At 46.9% G+C, this 17,351-nt stretch carries 19 protein-coding genes; 8 read left to right on the plus strand and 11 right to left on the minus strand.

Annotated features, from left to right (window positions below):
* The first annotated feature begins 164 nt into the window (after positions 1 to 164).
* The 4 genes from OU814_RS18680 (at position 165) to OU814_RS18695 (ending at position 5,143) form a co-directional block, all read left to right on the plus strand.
* On the plus strand, positions 165 to 572 hold the full coding sequence (locus OU814_RS18680; protein WP_268184675.1) for a hypothetical protein: 408 nt from the start codon (positions 165 to 167) through the stop codon (positions 570 to 572).
* Between the two features lie 108 nt (positions 573 to 680).
* Positions 681 to 4,478 carry a hypothetical protein gene (locus OU814_RS18685; RefSeq protein WP_268184676.1) on the plus strand — a complete coding sequence of 1,266 codons (3,798 nt, stop codon included), beginning with the start codon at positions 681 to 683 and terminating at the stop codon, positions 4,476 to 4,478.
* A gap of 219 nt (positions 4,479 to 4,697) precedes the next feature.
* A complete protein-coding gene (locus OU814_RS18690; RefSeq protein ID WP_268184677.1) occupies positions 4,698 to 4,880 on the plus strand; it encodes a hypothetical protein in 183 nt (60 codons plus the stop codon).
* Positions 4,881 to 4,882: 2 nt separating this feature from the next.
* On the plus strand, positions 4,883 to 5,143 hold the full coding sequence (locus OU814_RS18695; protein WP_268184678.1) for a hypothetical protein: 261 nt from the start codon (positions 4,883 to 4,885) through the stop codon (positions 5,141 to 5,143).
* A 124-nt stretch (positions 5,144 to 5,267) separates the two neighbouring features.
* Here OU814_RS18695 and OU814_RS18700 read toward each other — a convergent pair whose 3' ends face one another.
* Positions 5,268 to 6,089 carry a C39 family peptidase gene (locus tag OU814_RS18700; RefSeq protein ID WP_190652890.1) on the minus strand — a complete coding sequence of 274 codons (822 nt, stop codon included), beginning with the start codon at positions 6,087 to 6,089 and terminating at the stop codon, positions 5,268 to 5,270.
* A 239-nt stretch (positions 6,090 to 6,328) separates the two neighbouring features.
* Between OU814_RS18700 and OU814_RS18705 the strand changes: the two genes are divergently transcribed.
* Together OU814_RS18705 and OU814_RS18710 are read left to right on the plus strand one after the other, a co-directional pair.
* Positions 6,329 to 6,958 carry a TetR/AcrR family transcriptional regulator gene (locus OU814_RS18705; protein ID WP_017288259.1) on the plus strand — a complete coding sequence of 210 codons (630 nt, stop codon included), beginning with the start codon at positions 6,329 to 6,331 and terminating at the stop codon, positions 6,956 to 6,958.
* Positions 6,942 to 8,189, plus strand: coding sequence for an aminopeptidase P family protein (locus OU814_RS18710; RefSeq protein ID WP_268184679.1), 1,248 nt, complete (start codon positions 6,942 to 6,944; stop codon positions 8,187 to 8,189). Before OU814_RS18705 ends, OU814_RS18710 begins: the two co-directional genes overlap by 17 nt.
* 58 nt (positions 8,190 to 8,247) lie before the next feature.
* Here the strand turns inward: OU814_RS18710 and OU814_RS18715 are convergent, their stop codons facing one another.
* Positions 8,248 to 8,436, minus strand: coding sequence for a hypothetical protein (locus tag OU814_RS18715; protein ID WP_017288261.1), 189 nt, complete (start codon positions 8,434 to 8,436; stop codon positions 8,248 to 8,250).
* Between the two features lie 158 nt (positions 8,437 to 8,594).
* Between OU814_RS18715 and OU814_RS18720 the strand changes: the two genes are divergently transcribed.
* Together OU814_RS18720 and OU814_RS18725 are read left to right on the plus strand one after the other, a co-directional pair.
* Positions 8,595 to 9,428: an alpha/beta fold hydrolase gene (locus tag OU814_RS18720; RefSeq protein ID WP_268184680.1), complete on the plus strand. Its 834-nt coding sequence runs from the start codon at positions 8,595 to 8,597 to the stop codon at positions 9,426 to 9,428.
* A 78-nt stretch (positions 9,429 to 9,506) separates the two neighbouring features.
* Complete coding sequence (locus OU814_RS18725; RefSeq protein WP_017288263.1) at positions 9,507 to 10,355, plus strand: LysM peptidoglycan-binding domain-containing M23 family metallopeptidase; 849 nt, start codon at positions 9,507 to 9,509, stop codon at positions 10,353 to 10,355.
* A 273-nt stretch (positions 10,356 to 10,628) separates the two neighbouring features.
* On the opposite strand, the gene OU814_RS18730 is transcribed toward OU814_RS18725, so the two are convergent.
* From OU814_RS18730 to OU814_RS18770, 9 genes are all read right to left on the minus strand, one after another.
* Positions 10,629 to 10,823, minus strand: a complete 195-nt coding sequence (locus OU814_RS18730) for a hypothetical protein (RefSeq protein ID WP_144056278.1) — start codon at positions 10,821 to 10,823, stop codon at positions 10,629 to 10,631.
* Entirely contained in the window at positions 10,786 to 11,253 is a 468-nt protein-coding gene (locus OU814_RS18735) for a hypothetical protein (protein WP_268184681.1), read from the minus strand. Before OU814_RS18735 ends, OU814_RS18730 begins: the two co-directional genes overlap by 38 nt.
* Positions 11,250 to 11,756, minus strand: coding sequence for a hypothetical protein (locus OU814_RS18740; RefSeq protein WP_268184682.1), 507 nt, complete (start codon positions 11,754 to 11,756; stop codon positions 11,250 to 11,252). Before OU814_RS18740 ends, OU814_RS18735 begins: the two co-directional genes overlap by 4 nt.
* Before the next feature lie 95 nt (positions 11,757 to 11,851).
* Positions 11,852 to 12,463 carry a hypothetical protein gene (locus OU814_RS18745; RefSeq protein ID WP_268184683.1) on the minus strand — a complete coding sequence of 204 codons (612 nt, stop codon included), beginning with the start codon at positions 12,461 to 12,463 and terminating at the stop codon, positions 11,852 to 11,854.
* A complete protein-coding gene (locus OU814_RS18750) occupies positions 12,463 to 12,912 on the minus strand; it encodes a hypothetical protein (RefSeq protein WP_268184684.1) in 450 nt (149 codons plus the stop codon). The genes OU814_RS18745 and OU814_RS18750 overlap by 1 nt, the downstream gene beginning before the upstream one ends.
* A complete protein-coding gene (locus tag OU814_RS18755; RefSeq protein WP_268184685.1) occupies positions 12,909 to 13,190 on the minus strand; it encodes a hypothetical protein in 282 nt (93 codons plus the stop codon). Before OU814_RS18755 ends, OU814_RS18750 begins: the two co-directional genes overlap by 4 nt.
* A gap of 3 nt (positions 13,191 to 13,193) precedes the next feature.
* Positions 13,194 to 13,724, minus strand: a complete 531-nt coding sequence (locus tag OU814_RS18760; RefSeq protein WP_268184686.1) for a hypothetical protein — start codon at positions 13,722 to 13,724, stop codon at positions 13,194 to 13,196.
* A gap of 121 nt (positions 13,725 to 13,845) precedes the next feature.
* Complete coding sequence (locus OU814_RS18765; protein ID WP_268184687.1) at positions 13,846 to 14,679, minus strand: hypothetical protein; 834 nt, start codon at positions 14,677 to 14,679, stop codon at positions 13,846 to 13,848.
* Entirely contained in the window at positions 14,679 to 17,306 is a 2,628-nt protein-coding gene (locus OU814_RS18770; RefSeq protein ID WP_268184688.1) for a hypothetical protein, read from the minus strand. The genes OU814_RS18765 and OU814_RS18770 overlap by 1 nt, the downstream gene beginning before the upstream one ends.
* Positions 17,307 to 17,351 lie beyond the last annotated feature (45 nt).

Below are 17,351 nucleotides of genomic sequence, written 5' to 3' on the forward strand. Positions count from 1 at the left end.
TGGAGGAATAATCAGAATTAAATCATACTTTTCATACTCAACTCCATACTTTCCTGTAAAGACAGAGATATCGCATCATTGATAAATTTCAAGACATCTTCATAGTTTGATCAGTTTCAGCATTCTGTGTTTGAGAGATGTAGATTTTTATTAGGAGCATGGTTATGAGTGATGCGATTCCCGTAATTCATAAGGAGGATGTGCCGTTTTCCTGCTTTGGGATGATTAACGGCACAGTAGACGTGATTGTCTCTGATCCCCAGACAGGTTGTACTTTCCCTGTTTTACTGATTGCTCATACCAATCTAGGCTCAGGGTCAATTCCGATCGACATCAGCGGAAATGGCACAATTCACAAAAAAATCTTTGGCTTTGATGTTGATATTACTGTTTCAAATTGGCATTGCGATCAAAGTACAGTCAGTTGTCATGTGAAAGCTGTCGTAAAGGTAGTTCTCGCATCCTGTCAAGTGCTAGACAAAGACTTTACGATTCCGCGTCACAACAGTGAAACGCTAGCAGCCGCCATCGCTGATCTGCATACGAGACTCGAAGCCTCATCAGCGTCCTAATTAAATCTGGGACGATTTAGTTCTCGCGATCGTCCCTTGAAGTAGTAATAGCTGATACAGACAGATAGAACATTCTCCACACCTGACAGCACGAGGTAGAGATCGCTTATGTCAAACGAAAGTCGAGTATTTGCATCTGTTCCACCAAAGACACTTCTTGAGGTTGTCAAGCAATCGGAAGCTCTCAATTCTCTGAGACAAAAGCCTGATCCCAGTTCGCGAGATTATATTCACATCTCAGAACATCCTAGTTCGGTCAAAGAGCAATTTAATACGATCGAGCAGGAAACGCGCCGAGTTGAGATTGTTGGGGTTCATCTGATCTGGAGCGAAACGGAGAACGATTATGGACTCATGACCTATCAGGGAGCATCGGTGCTGGATATCAAAGAGTTGACAATGTATGCGGACACAGTCACGATCGCTTCCCCTCTAAGATTTCCTGGAACTAAAGTGACAATTTATTCACGAGAACTCAAGTTTGAGCAGGAGGGCTGCATCGATACTAGTCCCTGTGAATGGTCAACTCCTGCCTACGAAGCGGAACGAAACGGCATTTATCCAAAAGATTATCAGTGCGCAAATGGGCAAAATGGTGAACATGCAGGCGACATCTGGCTTTATGTTAACAGTATAAATTTTCCCAATGACAATAAGATTCGCTTTCAAGGGAATGGAGCACCTGGACAACAACCAGAAGCAGGCGGGCTAAAACCGTTTGTAGCAGGAGCAGATTCACCTTCTAAAAATTTAGATGCAGTGAAGCCCGAGGGCTTTGAGGGACATATTGCGAACTCTGGCTTTCCGCATGTCGGAAGTTGGCGTTGGCCCAAAGGTATAGAAAGTTTATCAGAGTCAGCCTTGACGCAGAAGAGTGATAGTGCGGGTGAAGTGAGCAACCCAAGCGATATTGTTCATGCTAATTATGCATTAAAAAATGGGCATATCGTTTACGCTACGCTCTTTGCCTATGATGACAATGTTGTTAGAAAGAACATATACCGATTTTACTTTCCTGGTGAAGCCTGTCTCTCTTATCACAGTATAGATTGGGTTTCAGATTCTGATTTGGCGTGGATTCTCCATCCCGATTTTTTTGATGATGATCCAAATCGAAAGAGACCCGGCAATGGTGAAGATGCCTATGCACCAGGCATACCTGGCAATGGAGGAAACGCTGGTAGTGTCTATGCTTTAGCGAATCTAGAGGGTCTGACGCAGTGCAGTTCTCTCAATCCTGGACAAAGGGGAGCCGATCCTCAAGGGGTGAAAAATGGTGTACAACCGGGGGGTGAACCTGGAAAACCTTATCCGGCATACTGGGCAACAATTGAGATTGTCAAAACGGATGTCATTGAGTCCTCGCGAAGTCCTTCGATCGTACTTCAAGATGTCAGTGCAAAAAAAGGAACGGATGCTCCGTTTGATTATAGCCAGTGTAAGCCAGGTGAGAATGGCTCAATTCAACCGATCCCGATAGCACCGACTAGTACTGCAATGTGGATTCATCCTGCTGCACTCAATGCAGTGATCACGTATGCATCCGATGCCTTTAGAAATGGTTGGCTAGATGATGCAAAGGCGATTTTAGCACCCTATTACAATGCACTTCAAGCAACGACTGACTCAGAATTGACTGCATTACAAATTGCGATCGGGACAATGCGATCGCATCTTGAGCAAAAAAGATTAGTAGATTATTTTGGGAATCCGATTGGTTGGGTTCCCAGGCTGAATGTAACGACTAATTTTGATATTTTTGACAAAGAGTATCAAAACTCAGCACCACTCCTTTACTTTACCCAACGCCTGTTGGACAAATGGGAGCAATTAAAAGACCAACAAGACTTTCAGAATGCTACTGCAAGATCACTACGAGATGAACTAGAGTCTGCTCGAAAAATGTTCCGAGACGAGGGCAATCGAGTCGGGCTAATCACACAGCTTGCAGATGCAAAAGACAAATTGCGGCAGGCAGCGGATCAATTAGCACAAGAGCAAGCAACATTTAATGACGTTAAAGATCAAGCCTTACGCGAAGCAAAGGCACAAGTAGAAGCAGAACAAGAAGCCCAAAATCTACTCAAGGGATTTTGCAAACTCATTGGGGGTCTTGCAAAAATTGTTCCGGTCGGACAGCCCTACTTAAGTTTAGCAGGTGATACAGTCGTCTCGATCTCTGATTTTGAATGGCAAGATGACCAAGGGAATTTTAGCTATGACAAAGTAAGTGAAAGCTTCTCAGGATTCGGAAGCACGCTCGAAAGTAACATTGATGCATTTCTTGGCGCACATACAGATACACTCGTTAAAGATACAACCAGTGGACTAACCCACTCAATTGAGGAACTCCAGAAGTCGATTGAAAGCACCAATACCCAATCGCCTTGGCATCAATTACGTCAAAATGAGATCGAGGCTCTGAAGAAGCAGATCCAAGACTTAGAGAAAATAAGTCCATCTAATGAGGCAGAGAAAGAAAAGCGGCAGAAAAAATTTGCAAGTCTGCAAGATGAATTAAGATTGGTTGCTCAAGACCGATTCGAGACAGCCAAAAAACGCTTACAGACTCAACTTGACACCGCAACATCAGAACTTGAAACTCACGAGAAAACCCGCAAGCAGATATTAGTCGATCAGTTAGAGAAGCTCGAAACGAATAAACAAACGCTAGAAGAGAAGACGAAAGAGACTTTAGGTAAACTTCAAGGCATTGGAAGTGGTGTTTCTAACATTGTTCAAGGCATTAGTGGACTTGTCTTTGCAAAAGTCACTGTAGAGGATGACAATCCACAGGTACAGAAACTCATGAGTACCTTGGATGATATCAATGCAAGCAGTATCTTTTCTGATGAACTCAAAAACAAGTTTAATGCACTCAAAAAGTCAGTAGAAGACTGTAATCAAACGAAGCTAGAAGCGATGAGAGATGTCATCAGCATTCAAAATCAAATCTCATACTACACCGCAGCAATCTCAAAAAACCTGATAGCATCAGTCGCACTCAGTCAGCAGCGACAGTTTCTCGATCAATCTTTATCTGTAGGTACGAAAAGTCATCTTAATGTGATGCAGCAACAGATTCGTGAACGTTTGCAGTCCGCTCTATACGATTTTGTCAAAGCCTATCAGTATGAGTACTTGGAAGATGTTGGAGATGATTTTTACAACTTTTTCGGGGCATATGTTGGAGAACTATGCAAACTAGACAACCTCGACACTGATGCTGCTCTTTCTTCATCCTCAAGAGTGCCAACTGAACAGCAGTTTCAAGAGACAGCTAATACTGTGTTGAAAGAGCATTATCTATCAACAGCAGCAAAAATTGTGACAGACAGGCAGCAATTTGCAACTAGTAACAATACGAATCAGGTAAATTGTACTTTGTCTCGCCAGCAATTAGATCAATTACTGAATACAGGTAGAGTACCGCTGAATCTTGTGCAAGACTTCCCGACTGCATTAAATTTTGAGTTAGCCAAAGCTCGAATTACAGATGTAGAAATGAATGAGTTTCAGATTGAAGCTCAAAGTAATTCTGATTTTAGCTTTGGAGTTCGGTTATATCACTCAGGAGTCTCGGTGATTAAATCACCGAAGTCAGGCAAGTATTACTTTTTTCAGCAAAATAAGGAAGACGATCCGATCGCTTGGGGATTTGTTTATCGACAGCATGATCAAACGATCGAGAAGGATCAGAAAGCTGATAGTTCTTCTCCTGATGAAGTACTTTATGCAAAACTTCAAAACAATCCAGGGATGATTCCGTTCAAAGAATACTTACCGTCTTGCTTTTCAAATCTCAAGTTGGTTCTGGAGAGCAACTATGATCTCAAACAGTATGTTAGAGCACTGACTCAAGTCAGATTCACAGTGAAGTATGCCTTCGGGCAGCCAAGGTTATAGTTTCTTGGCAAGATAACAGACAATAAATTTGAACGTGTGAGGTAGCTTTTGAAACGGGCGCGATCGCACATTGACAATATGGGATGCAGATCTAATGAGCAAAGCTATCAATCTTCAGATGAAGCTAGTTGTAGCTATTCTGGTCAGTAGTATTAGCTTGATTGCAGAGAGTAGGATATTTTAAGTCAAACGCAGAACACATCTGTCAAGTCAAATCCGTTGCCTTCAGAATACTGGGATGCAGTTGAAGATGCTCGAACTCCGGAATCCCAAGAAGTGTTTCGCAATCTCACAGCAATTACTCCCTACAACAAAGCGTTAATTTGGGATAATCGCGATCGCGTCTTAGTTGAACTTGGGCAACTTGGGGCGGCTATGCACCTAATCAAGGTAGATCGCTAATTTTGACTCAGGATCTATGGGTCACAGTCGTTCCCAATCTGAAAAACTTTTGCAGCAGCTATACTCCAACCTCGACGGTTCTTTTAGCAACTCGGCTCAATCAACTTCTCGGCTTACCTCCTGATGAGCGTGATCGTGCTGAAAATCGTCAAATTGTCGAGAGTTGGATCGATCCAACCCATCTATCCCTCTTCTGTCACCCTCTCTGTGGATCACTTCAACGAAATCCTCGGTTTGTTCACCCTCAGAGTTCTTCAGCCTAGAGAATTTGTGCTTCGCTACTAGTTCACCGCAATAAATTTGATGGAAGAATAGGGAGCAACCTGAGTTAGGTTCTCCCCACTCCCCACTCCGCAACATTGCTGCGGTTGACGACGACTTCAATCGTTATAAAGCCTTGGCAATCCGATGCAACCAAATGAAATCCTCGCCTTCTGGAGAACACTTCGATTGAATTAGCTCATTCGAGTAATGCAGATTTTCCCCACTCAGATCAGTACGATACCCCCATTCTGTCCATTCTCCGTAAGGATCATTCACCCAAAATCCTGTTTCGTCATAGCCGCGAATCAGAATAATATGACCGAATCCTGTGAAATAGCCATGAACAATGCAAGGCTTTCCTTCTGCGATCGCTTTACGAATATCATATAAACTTCCACGATTGGTGTAGTCAACCTTTAAGCCGTAAGCCTCTCCGAGTTTGACTAAATCCGATGGCTCATGTCGTGAGAGTTGATGATCTTCCATATATTGGTAGAGTTCATCTTCAAGCTGGATAAAGCTATCACTCTGACCTTTACGCTGCCAGTACACCATTGCCATCGCATAGCAAGTTACATTGCAAGCACCCGTCGGGTTCAACTCATTGTCAAGCTGGCTCTTGTAGAGCACACCCAATTGCTTTTGAGCAGGTAGCGCTACTTTCTCTACCTGAGGTTTCGGACGCTCAACTTGAATCGGAACGATCGCACCTTGATTGTCGATCAGTTGAACATGTTCTACAAACACATACCACTCAGTTTTTGTAGGATTGCCAAGCGATTGCCCTAACATCGCAACTTTGAGATGCTTAGGATCAACTGCTTTCCAAGAATGCAATTCAAACGTTTGCCCCCCTGCAACTGAGACTTTATCCGCATCCGCTAACTCTCCAGAACTTGCCGTCGATTGCTTAAAAATAGTATTTTGCAGAACACTAAGTTTCATCGTCTATCCTCGAATATTCATACTAAGGATAGATTTCCCCCTGAGAAACAGATTTTGATGTTCTCAGCGCGATCTCGGTAAATTTGCGAAACGTTGCGAAAATTGACGATCGGTTGAGTAACGGCAATTTATTTCGTTGAAATCTGTAAACTCTATAACACTTAAGCAAGAGATTTGAGATCGCTTGCACAATTGAAATAACAGGCGACACTTGTGATCCCGCCCTGTTCCTTGAAGCGATGGCAATAACCAACCGACTGCCCCAACAAGCTGAAGCTGAAACGCGCACTCGTATTCTCAAAGCAGCGCTGAAGCTGTTTGCGAAGCAAGGATATGATGGGACGACTACACGGGATTTGGCAGAAAAAGCTGGAGTCGCAGAAGGAACGTTATTTCGCCATTTCACCAATAAAAAGGCGATTTTGATCGAAGTTGCAACCCAAGGCTGGATCGAGATTTTGACCGATTTGCTCACCGAGTTAAGCGAAATGGGTAGCTATAAAGCGATCGCTCAAGTGATGCGAAAAAGGATGTTGAACATGCATCAGAACGCAGACTTATTCAAGGTCTGTTTTATGGAAGCGCAGTTTCACCCCGATTTGCGCGATCGCATTCAAATCGAAGTCGTCGAAAAAATGACCGACGTAGCAGAGGCATTCTTTCAAACCGCGATGGATCAAGGCATTTATCGGCAGATGAGTCCAAGATTGGTAGCGCGGGTATTTTTAGGAATGTTTACGATCGCGGGATTCAGTCAAGATACAATCATGTCCCCTGGAAGTTCTCCGCATGAAATGAAGGAGATGGCAGAAGGGATTGCAGATATCTTTCTGAATGGAGTTCTGGCACAACATGAATCAGTTGGCTGATACGCTCAAAGCTCGACGACAAAAGCTTTCTAAGTTGGTGGATTTTCCGGTGATTTTACGATCGGGCAGCCGGAAATCTCGAAATTTTCCAGCAAATACCTATCCATTTCGCGCGAGTAGTCATTTTCTCTACTTTGCAGGATTGTCTTTAGAAGATGCGATCGTCAAAATTGAGGGTGAGCGATTAACACTGTTTCTCGATGATCCGAAACCCGCCAGTGCGCTTTGGCATGGAGAATCGCCGACGCGCGATCAGATTGCAGAAGCGATCGGAGCGGATGCGGCTTACCCACTTTCAGAGGTCACTTCAGGCATTGAGATTGACAATTTAGAATTGCAGAAAGCCATCGTTGAATTGCGGCTCATTCACGATGAAAGTGCGATCGCCGAAATTCGCAAAGCGATCGCAGTCACCGTTGAAGCTCATCAAGCCGGAATCCAAGCCACCTTAAGCGCAAAAACTGAAGCTCAGATTCGAGCAGCCATGGAAAGTGTGATTCTTTCGCACAATATGACCTGTGCTTATAACAGTATTGTGACCGTACACGGTGAGGTGTTGCACAATGAACAGTATCATCATCCTGTACAGCCTGGGGATTTAGTGCTCGCAGATGTAGGCGCAGAAACCCAAAGCGGTTGGGCTTCAGATATTACGCGAACCTGGTCAGCTAGTGGAACGTTTTCGCCGACTCAAAAAGCGATTTATGATGTGGTACTAGAAGCGCATGATCGAGCGATCGCAAAGATTCGTCCTGAGATTGAATATCGCAATATTCATTTGCTCGCTTGTGAAGTGCTCGCAGAAGGTTTAGTCGATTTAGGAATTTTGCGGGGTCAACCTGCAGATTTAGTGGATCAAGATGCTCATGCGTTGTTCTTTCCACATGGGATCGGGCATTTGCTAGGTTTAGATGTCCATGATATGGAAGACTTGGGCGATCTAGCAGGATATGCAGCCGGGCGATCGCGCAGTGCTCGATTTGGATTGGGATATTTACGACTCGATCGACTGTTAAGAGCGGGAATGATCGTGACGATCGAGCCTGGATTTTATCAAGTTCCGGCTATTTTGAATGATCCAGAGCGCAGAGAAAAATATCGCGATGTAGTGAATTGGCAGCAACTCGAAAAGTTTTCAGATGTCCGTGGGATTCGGATCGAAGATGACATTTTGGTAACGCCAGAAGGTTCAGAAATCTTAAGTGCTGCTCTTCCCACCTCTGCAAATTAACCAATTAAAAAGCGCTCTTCCTCTGAAGAGCGCTTAGAGAGAAACAATCATTTAGCAACTAGCTCAAACCGACATTACTACGATCGTAGTTTTCAATATTTCCATGATGATTGCTTTGCATCACCTGGGCAGATTCCGAAGGCATTCCAACTTCGTTTGCTTGACGAGTCAACATGGATTGCTCACGGTTGCGAATCATTTGGCGGTGACGAACCATTAATGCGCGAGCTTGATCTTGAATGGACATACTCATTTCTCCTGGTCATTTCTTGTCTATGAGACTAATATACCAGATAATTTCTGTATCAACAACTACCGTTTCTTAAACTTGTCATAGATTTGTGACAATAGATTGTTGATCCCGAAACACGGTAAGCTCACAAAAAAGCTGTGGAGAGCGGGATTATGTCTGAAACGGGGAAGCGAATTGAAGTTGGAGCGCTAAATTGGTTTTACCGAGATGCCGAACCGACGAGTTCTTCTGATCGCACTCCGGTCATTTTGCTCCACGGTTTAGTCTCTCAGGGCTACAGTTGGCGCAATGTCTTGCCTGCGTTGGGTGCAGAAGGATTTAGAGCGATCGCGCCAGATTGGATCGGCTGTGGATATTCGAGTATGCCGGATCGCCGAGATTTCGCTTATCAACCCGAGACGTATCTCTCTGTCCTCGAAGATTTGATTGCAGCATTTGAATTTGAGCAAGTCTCGATCGTCGCTCAAGGCTTTCTGGGTTCCGTAGGAATCCAATACGCGCTCAGACATCCCGACCAAGTAGAACGACTGGCAATTTTTAACTGCCCAATTTTCCAAGCTGCGAAATTGCCTTGGAAACTAAAACAGATGAGCATTCCTCTCGTCGGAGACATGATGACGCAAGACCCGCTGCTCGTCGATCGCACCCTGGAAGGGGGAGGCGGATATCGGATTGAAGATGCTGACCTTGATGTCTATCGTCGTCCGTGGTTAAAAACTTCAGATGTGGGGCGGGCATTATTCGCGATTCTGCAAAATCTCCAACTCAAGCAAGTTACGGCTGAGATCGAAACCGGATTAAAAGACTGGAAAAAGCCATTATTAATCGGTTGGGGAGCGCGTGATCCTTGGCTCGCGATCGAGACTGCAAAATCCTTGTATCCAACCTTGGTTGAACTCGATGAAGTCGGACATTATCCTCAAGAAGACTGGCACGAAAAGGTGAATGAAATTCTCGTGCCATTTTTAAGACAGAAAGTGGTTTAGAAAATCCCGAAACAGAAATCCTGAAACAACGGGATGATAAACTCGTCCGAACAAATAGCGGCATCATTGAATCAAGCTATGTATTATCGTGGGTTGTTCCTAGCTGGAGTTTTAGGGTTTGGCATCATGCCCCCCCTGCAAGCACAAGAATCGGCTTGCCCTGCTCCAGCCTTGTCTCGGTTATCTCGTCACACAGTTGCAGCAGGCGAAACACTCGACTCGATCGCAACGAAATACAATCTCATTTCCACAACGATCATGGGGTTGAATCCCGATACGCGATCGGGAAAAGTTTCGCCTGGACAAACGCTCCTAATTCCGCCCTTTAACGGCATTCGGGTGGAAGTTCCGGCGGGAACGAGTTTCAAGGATTTAGCAGCACGTTATCGAGTCCGGGCAGATGTCCTATACGAAGTGAATGGCTGTCAGCGATCGCCCAAAGTTGTCTTTGTCCCAGGTGTAAACTGGTCACCGAATAGCGGTACTCAACCCGCAGCAGTTGGCAAAACTCCGGTTTTATCTGGTTCACCTTTAACGGGAGAAACCGCTTCAATTGCGCTAGGTTTTGGATGGTACTTGCCAGCAGGACGTGAAAAGCCAGTCTTTCATAGTGGAACGGATCTGCTAGCAAATGTGGGCACACCTGTAAAAGCGATCGGGGATGGAACCGTCGCATTTGCAAGCAACCAGGGAAACTATGGAAATCTCGTTGTGATTAATCATCAACAGGGCTATCAAACCCGGTACGCTCAGTTGGCAACCATCAATGTCAAAGTCGGACAAGTAATCAAACGAGGGACAGTCGTTGGAAAGGTTGGACAAACCGGATCACCGAGTACAGTACAACCACATTTGCATTTTGAAGTGCGAACGAATTCCAAATTAGGCTGGGTCGCAGAAGATCCGATCGCGTTTATTCGTCGGTAAAGGATTTCTCTTTCCTGTGATCGGATCGTTATTTGAACCCGAAGATCGGAAAGTGTGAATTGTTTACGATCGCAGTCTGCAAAACTCCCATCTGCTGCCGACTGCAGAAAACTAAAAAGCGAGGCAAGAGTGCTACTCTTGCCTCGCTTTTTTAATACCCCCAAGGGAATTCGAATCGGTAACGAGTGAAAACCGTAGTCACCAATTTTCAAACCTTTGTCTCGATTGGCACATAGCAATCGGGATAATTTCGCTTGGTCAAAAATGCAACCTTCATTCAGATGTGAATGCAGGATATTCCGCGATCGCAGTTCTAGAAGCTGCGATCGCTCGATACTCTTGAGCCAGTTGCTCTAATCCCAACGCAAGCTCTAAATGTGAAATGCCACCTATTTCTGGCAAGTGAATCACTAAAAATCCAACGTGAGTCTTAACGGCTCTCACGTTCTCCAGGTCCATATTTTCCATTGGTTGTCTCAAGTGTGGTGAGGCGATCAAGTTTTTCGTTGAATAAACTCATCTCTTGCTGAATCTGCTGAAGCGCGTGAAAAATCTCAGTTTCCGTCCGCTTGCTCATCTGCAGGGCGAGATTAATATCTGTCGTAGCTGCACCCATTCGCTCGATCGCGAGCGCAATTTTATCGTGACTGCCTTTCAGCTGGATCAGCATTTCGGCTTGCTGTTTGAAATGGATGTTGCGATCGTTGCGAATATCCTCAATCAAACTTGCCGTCAGCTTTTCCTCGCTGGCATCCTTCTGCTTGAAAAATCCTACGCCTTCTTTAATCAAGTAAACGACGATCGCCACCATCAGCCCACCTTCCATCAGAGGAGGGGTAGCAGTTGGGAGGGGTGAGGGCTGGAGTGATTGAGCGGTCATCGCTGAAATATTGTTCATGTTGCTTGTCCCCATAGCAGCATCTCGCCGACCGAAACGTTTACGCCGCCTGTGCTGTTAGAGAAGACAAACGTGTAAATCGTGTGAGCGGTGTTGAAATCTGTATCACTAGCGAGGTTGATCGTTTGGACTGTGGATACAGTTGCCAGAGTGCCAGAGTATAGCGGCGTTCCAGCTGTGCTGGTAACTGCTCCAGCAAAGATGCTCAAATCTCTAGGATGATTGAAATTTCCGTTGAACTGCCCTAACCAAAGCTGCACTTGATTAAGGTAGACAGCGGTTGAAAACTGCACTTGTACGAATACCGTTGAAGCATTCGTCACCATCATTCCAACGGTGTTACTACCATCACGCAAAGCGCTCATTGTGTAGGCTGTGCCGTGATAGGTGTAGCTTCCGTTATTGATCGGCGTGTAGGTCAGCGGGTCAAGCTGCGCTGTATTGCGGCTTGAGATTGTGTTAGACACTAAGCCTGCGTTCCTCAAGCAATCTAGAATCGCCACGCTCGTTGTCCTCAATTGCTCGTTAGTTGGGTTCGATGGAGGATTTGAAATTGTGGGCGGTGTAGTAGAAGCCCTAGCAGCGCGGGTTACTGGCATTAGACAAACTCTCGTACTAAAGCGTTTCCACCCGTAGCCGACCAAATCCCGGCGATGTTGCCTGTGTAGGCAATCGGAAGCTCATACAAATCGCCATTGTTGAGCGAGATAGTAAACGCAGAAGTCGAAGCGGTTGCACCTAGCTCGACATACAAAATACCAGTGCCGTTGTTCAAGATAGAAGCGCTCTTTCGGTTTGCGTTTGCAGCGAGCAGCTGGACAGAAGTTGTCGAAGCTGTGACAGCCGAAGCTACGACATTTGAGCTAGTCGGAGTATTTACAGTGACTTGAGTTGCGCCACCACGAGAAATGGGCATAGAAGAAACCTCAATCTGAACATCAAAGGGCGTTGCAAAATTCGGCACTCTGAGGGCAAGAGCGCGATCGCTGAAAAATGGGGGCGCTTCAAATTCGAGAATCCGGGCGTGAGGGGTCGCAGTAATGCGGCGCTCGTCATAGATAGCAGTGGAATCCGGATCAACTTGAGCAAGCCAAACCGGAACACCAGCCGTCTCAAACGTAAGCCTGACATAGCCTAGCTCTGAGCTAATTACTGGAGTAGATTGCCAGTCGTGTCCTGCGGTAATCGTTGCGATCGTTGTCCAGGTCATCAGAATAAAAGTTGAACTTGCGTTTGCAGTTCTCGAATCAAGTCTTCAGTACTATCGCTTTCTGAGCCGATGTACTCGTACAGAGTCAAAGCGATCTCGCTAAACCACCACGGGCAACTAAACTTCAGTTGATAAGTGGTTGAGAACTTCGGAAAAATCAGCAATCTTGCACCATTGCAGGGCAGTTGATAGCGATTAAGCGCCAGCTGCCCAATGTCAGAAACGCCAGAATCGACTAGGGGCGTGAGTGATCCGCCGCTTTTCCAGGTTGATCTGGCGTACTGACTAAAGGTTTTAGCCGCCAGAATGCGCGATTCTGCTTGCACGGGTAGCACCGTATCAGGAATCAACGATCGCTCTCTTGCACTGATTTGCTGAGTCGTAAATTGGTGCTGATAGAGTAAGCGCCAGTTTGTACCGTTAGCGGGATTAATGATTAATCGGCTCATACATGAGGCAACCAGATGATCGTGTCTGCATCCTCTAGAGCCGTTCCCTGATCAATCACAGCGTCAATATTGTCGTCAACAATGCCCCAGTACTCACCTGGCTCTACGCCAAATTGAGCGAGACAGTCTTCCAATTCATCGATCGTCGCGTCTCCCTTGAGAAACTTCTCAGTTAGGCGTTGAATCGTGAAATGAGCATCAATTTCAGTTGCAATATCGCTTTTGTTGTGATCTGGGGTGAGTCCCAGATCAAGCAGGAACGGCTCTAGAACGTGCATGGATTAGACCTTCTCTTCAACCAAGGTGAATTTAAGGTTCGTCGAAGACCCTTTCGCCTGAGTTGCGATGTCGTTGAAAGCATCCACCATCGTATCGGTTGAACCTTTCTTACCAAATGGAATCGAAGCGCTTTCAGTGTTGTACTTCAAGTACTTCAATCCGGTGAGCTTCGAGGTTGCTGCAACGCCAGTCTGACTGGACTGCTGACGACGCACCACGCGAGCGGGCCGGTAGGTACTCATCTTGATCGGGGTGTTCGTGCCCAAGGTTGCCGTGACACGGCTGCTGACCTCGCTCAGTGAGCTAAACAGATTCCAGGACGGAACCAAGGCAGAGGACTGAATTTTTACCGCAGTGCCGAGGGGTAGAGCGAAGGGATCAAGGTAAAGCTTAATCGAGTCTGGGCGGTTGCCTTTCGTGCCGATTCCCTCGCCTTGTTCAGCCAGTCCTTGCAAGTAGTTAAGGTATCTCGTGCGAGCGGTTGCGCCACGCATTCCGCGTAGAACGCGGGAAAATCTCGGTGCTGTTGACATAGGTTGTAAAGGTGTTGGAGATTGAGTAGCTATGTGAGAAGCGTGACCTCAATCTACCCACCCGAAAACACCTATACGAGTTTCTGGAAAGGTTGAACCTTTCCCAGTAATGTCTAGAATTTTAGGTTCGATAGCTTGTCACCAAAGCGCTGTCATACCGTCCAGAACGGTCGAATAAGTACACGGGTTTGGCTAGACCTGCGAGCTTTACCGTGGCGTACTGAAATCGAACCTCAGCAATTGGGCGACGGCGCGGCAGCCGGCGGGATTTACCCAGAATTGTCTCTCTCGGTGGAATGGTGGGAAAGGCTTCAGAAGGGCTACCGTTTTCGATACGGTTGAAGAACTCCCAATCAGGCGTATGCGATTGCAGGTCTAACACTTTGCCGATAAGGGTTCGCGCTTCGGTTTCATTGCGGGTGAGCAGTTGAAGCTGATAGCCTTTGTCCCAGTCGGTGTAAGAGCAAAGTTCCTTACCCTTGCGCCACACAAACCCTTGACCTGTGCCGAATTCGGTCTTGATTTTGTTGGCAAGGGCGAGCGCTTCGGAATTAGAAAAGGTTGTACTCGTTTGAGTCATCAGACGAAATGAGATTTCGCCTGAAACGGGGTCATAACCGGGTTCAACGTCTTCTAAATCTTCCAGAAAGTAGAGCGTCACTTGTGGACGAGTGCGACGCAACACGCGGTAATTCAAATCGCGATCGCTGCTCACTATGCCTTGATTCCATCGCTGTTTAATCAGCATGTCAAAGAGCAGCATTCTCGATAGAGTCATATCCATTGTGTCTAGCTCTGCATGAGTGCAAGCGGTTCTCAGACTTGCTCTAGGGGTACTGATATCCGGGTCATCAGTCGTAATGTCGCTGAACCATTCGCGCACCTCTGGGTTATAGGTGCGGCGAATGGTGTCTTGCAGGTGTTCAGCTGGGCTAAAGTTGTTCGGTAAAGGCATTATTCTGCATCTCCTTTTGTGCGGTCGGATGGTTGCAGGGTGGGCGATTTACTTGCGGCATTCGACTGATCAGCCGTGGATTTTGTGGAGTCGTTATCGGGGCGACTGTTGGGGGTGGCTTCCTTGATCGCCTTGTCAAAGGCTTCTTTCTGCTCCCTAAATTCGTTCACTTCTTCAGTGATCGATCGAACCTCACCCACAACGCTAGAAATTGAGCTTGCGGCATCATCTAAGCTTTCTTGACCATCCCTAAATTTCTGCATTCTCTGCTGCCATTTGCTCTGGGCTGTAACCCGCTCAGGCATCCAGGGATAAGCATTCTCGCCCACGACTCGGAAGCGTTTCAGCGCGTTGCCAATCTTCCCGGTATTCTCTGCCGTCCATTCGGCGATTTCGCGGGATGAGTCAGCGATCGATCTGACTGTCCAAACAATTTGGCTCGCAGTGGTGACAATGCGATTGAGCTTAGTAAAGGTTGCTTTGGTCCCGTTCCAGGTTTCTGCCCCTAGCGCATTCTCCATCGTTTCATTGACTGCCTTACCTAGTACTTCGTTAAAGTCAAAAGCTTCAGCGGCGGTCTTATCTACGCCAAACATCGGGGCAAAGGTTTGGACGGACTGCGTAACGACATCGCCCATAGTCTGACCCAGGTTTGCAGACAGCATCGCGGCATTATGCAACGATGCAGCTGTGCTGAGTGTGTTCATGACTTGAGTGAGCCGCGCTCGCAACTCTGCCAAACCAAAGCGCGATCTGATGTTGGCAGTGCGATCGCCCATCATCTGAGCAAACGAAGCCATATTCGCGGGTACTTGTACAGGTTCTTTTACGAAAATTGGACCTGTAAGGCGATTCCACGTCACAAATTTATCGACTGTGACTGTGACAGTCTGATTCTGGTTCTGTTGCCCTCGCTGTAAGTTAGCAATGCAATCGTTTTGACAAAGTGGAGGAGTAGACAAATCAGGCTCAACTCTGCGCTCTGCCTTGTCTTGAATTTCCTGAATTTTGTCAGGCTTGATTTTGCCATCTTTGAGGAAATCAGTAGTCACTCTGCCGTCTAATCGCTGTCTTAGCCCAACTTCTGGAGCAAAGTTAGGGCGCTGTCTTAAATTGACTTCTGGAGCGAAGTTAGGGCGCTGATCTGTCCTAATTTCCTGTCGAATTTCATAGCGGGGCTTGGGGTCGATTCCGGGTCTAATTGGCGGCGGCGGCGGCGGCTCAATTCTTTGACCTGGTGGCGGTGGCGCAAAGACTACGGGCGGCGGTGGCTCAAGTCTTCGCTCTGGTGGCGGTGGCTCAAGTCTTCGCTCTGGCGGTGGCGGTGGCTCAAGCCTTCGATTCGGCGGTGGCGGTGGCTCAGTCACTCGCCTTCCCGGCGGCGGCGGGGCAAAGATAAATTGAAACGGCGGCGGCTCAAGATTTGGATCAATTCCATTTTGGCGATCGCCTTGGACTTCACCCCCGCCGTTAAAGGGCTTTGCCGCGTCGGAGTTGTATCGCACTCGAAAATTACCAAACCATAAACTAGCGGTAGAAACTGGCTCTCCAATCAACTCCCTAATCTGCTCGCCATTCGCGTTTTTCCACACCAAATAGAAGCGATTGACAATTCTCATGCCAGATTCATCGATCGTCTGTGGATTAGTCGAATGAGGGGTACTTTCATCCGCTGTTTCACGCTCGATCGATAAGGGAATTCCGATTCTCGGCTGAAAATTGCTAACATTCGTGTCTTCTTCTCCCGGTCTGAGAGTTAGCGATTTATCGCCCGGATTTGCTACCGATCCGGTATTGCGGTTGTAGCGACTCGCCACAACGAACACTACAAATGTTTGAACCTCAGAGGGGTCAAAGTTGTAAATCGTCGCATCTTGGACTTTTCCCTGCTCCCACGGCTTCCAGCTAGTGCGCGCATCCTGTGTTTTTCTTTGCTGAAACTCTTGTAGCTTTCTAGCTCGCTCAAACGGGTTAGGCTCCTCTTGAATACGCGCAATTTCCTGCTTTTCCTGTTGAGTGAGTGGAGGTTTCCCGATCGCCTGTCGAATCCAGTCTGATAAGGTATCCCGCGCTTTGTTGCCTTGGGTTCTGATGATCCAATCTCCAATCGCACTAATCGCAGCGCCACCAATCGCAGCTGCACCCATGCCACCGCCAAATCCGCCACGATTGACGGTGACGGGCGGCGGCGCTGCGTTCCCTTGTCCACGCGGGAAGGGTTGAGCAGAGGTAAAGCCCTGATCGAATCTTTGCTGAGCGCTGATTCGATTGCGGTCTGTTCCATATTTGACGATCGATGATGACGAGTCATTGCTGCGAATCTGAATTTCGTTGGTACTGAACCCTTGGCGGCGATCTGCCTCTGCCATCTTGATGAGGCGGTCTACGTCGATTCTGCCTGTGTTGCGGTCGAAAGCTGCATTAACTCTCAGCGCCTCTGCCATGCGCGCATCATAGGAACCCTGCGAGACGGCGTGAGGCTGAATCGGTTTAGAAGGTGGGGGATCAGGATTCCTTCCGTTTCCGGTGTAATTTTTTCCGGTGATAGTATCCCAGTATTTTGCGTAATCAATCCGACCTGTACTATCGGTGAAATAAGTACGGGCATACGCTTCGCTAAATGACATGACAAGCTCCTAAACAGAAAAGGAGTGCCTTGCGACACTCCAGAC

Source organism: Leptolyngbya sp. GGD (assembly GCF_026735145.1).
Lineage (GTDB): Bacteria > Cyanobacteriota > Cyanobacteriia > Leptolyngbyales > Leptolyngbyaceae > Leptolyngbya > Leptolyngbya boryana.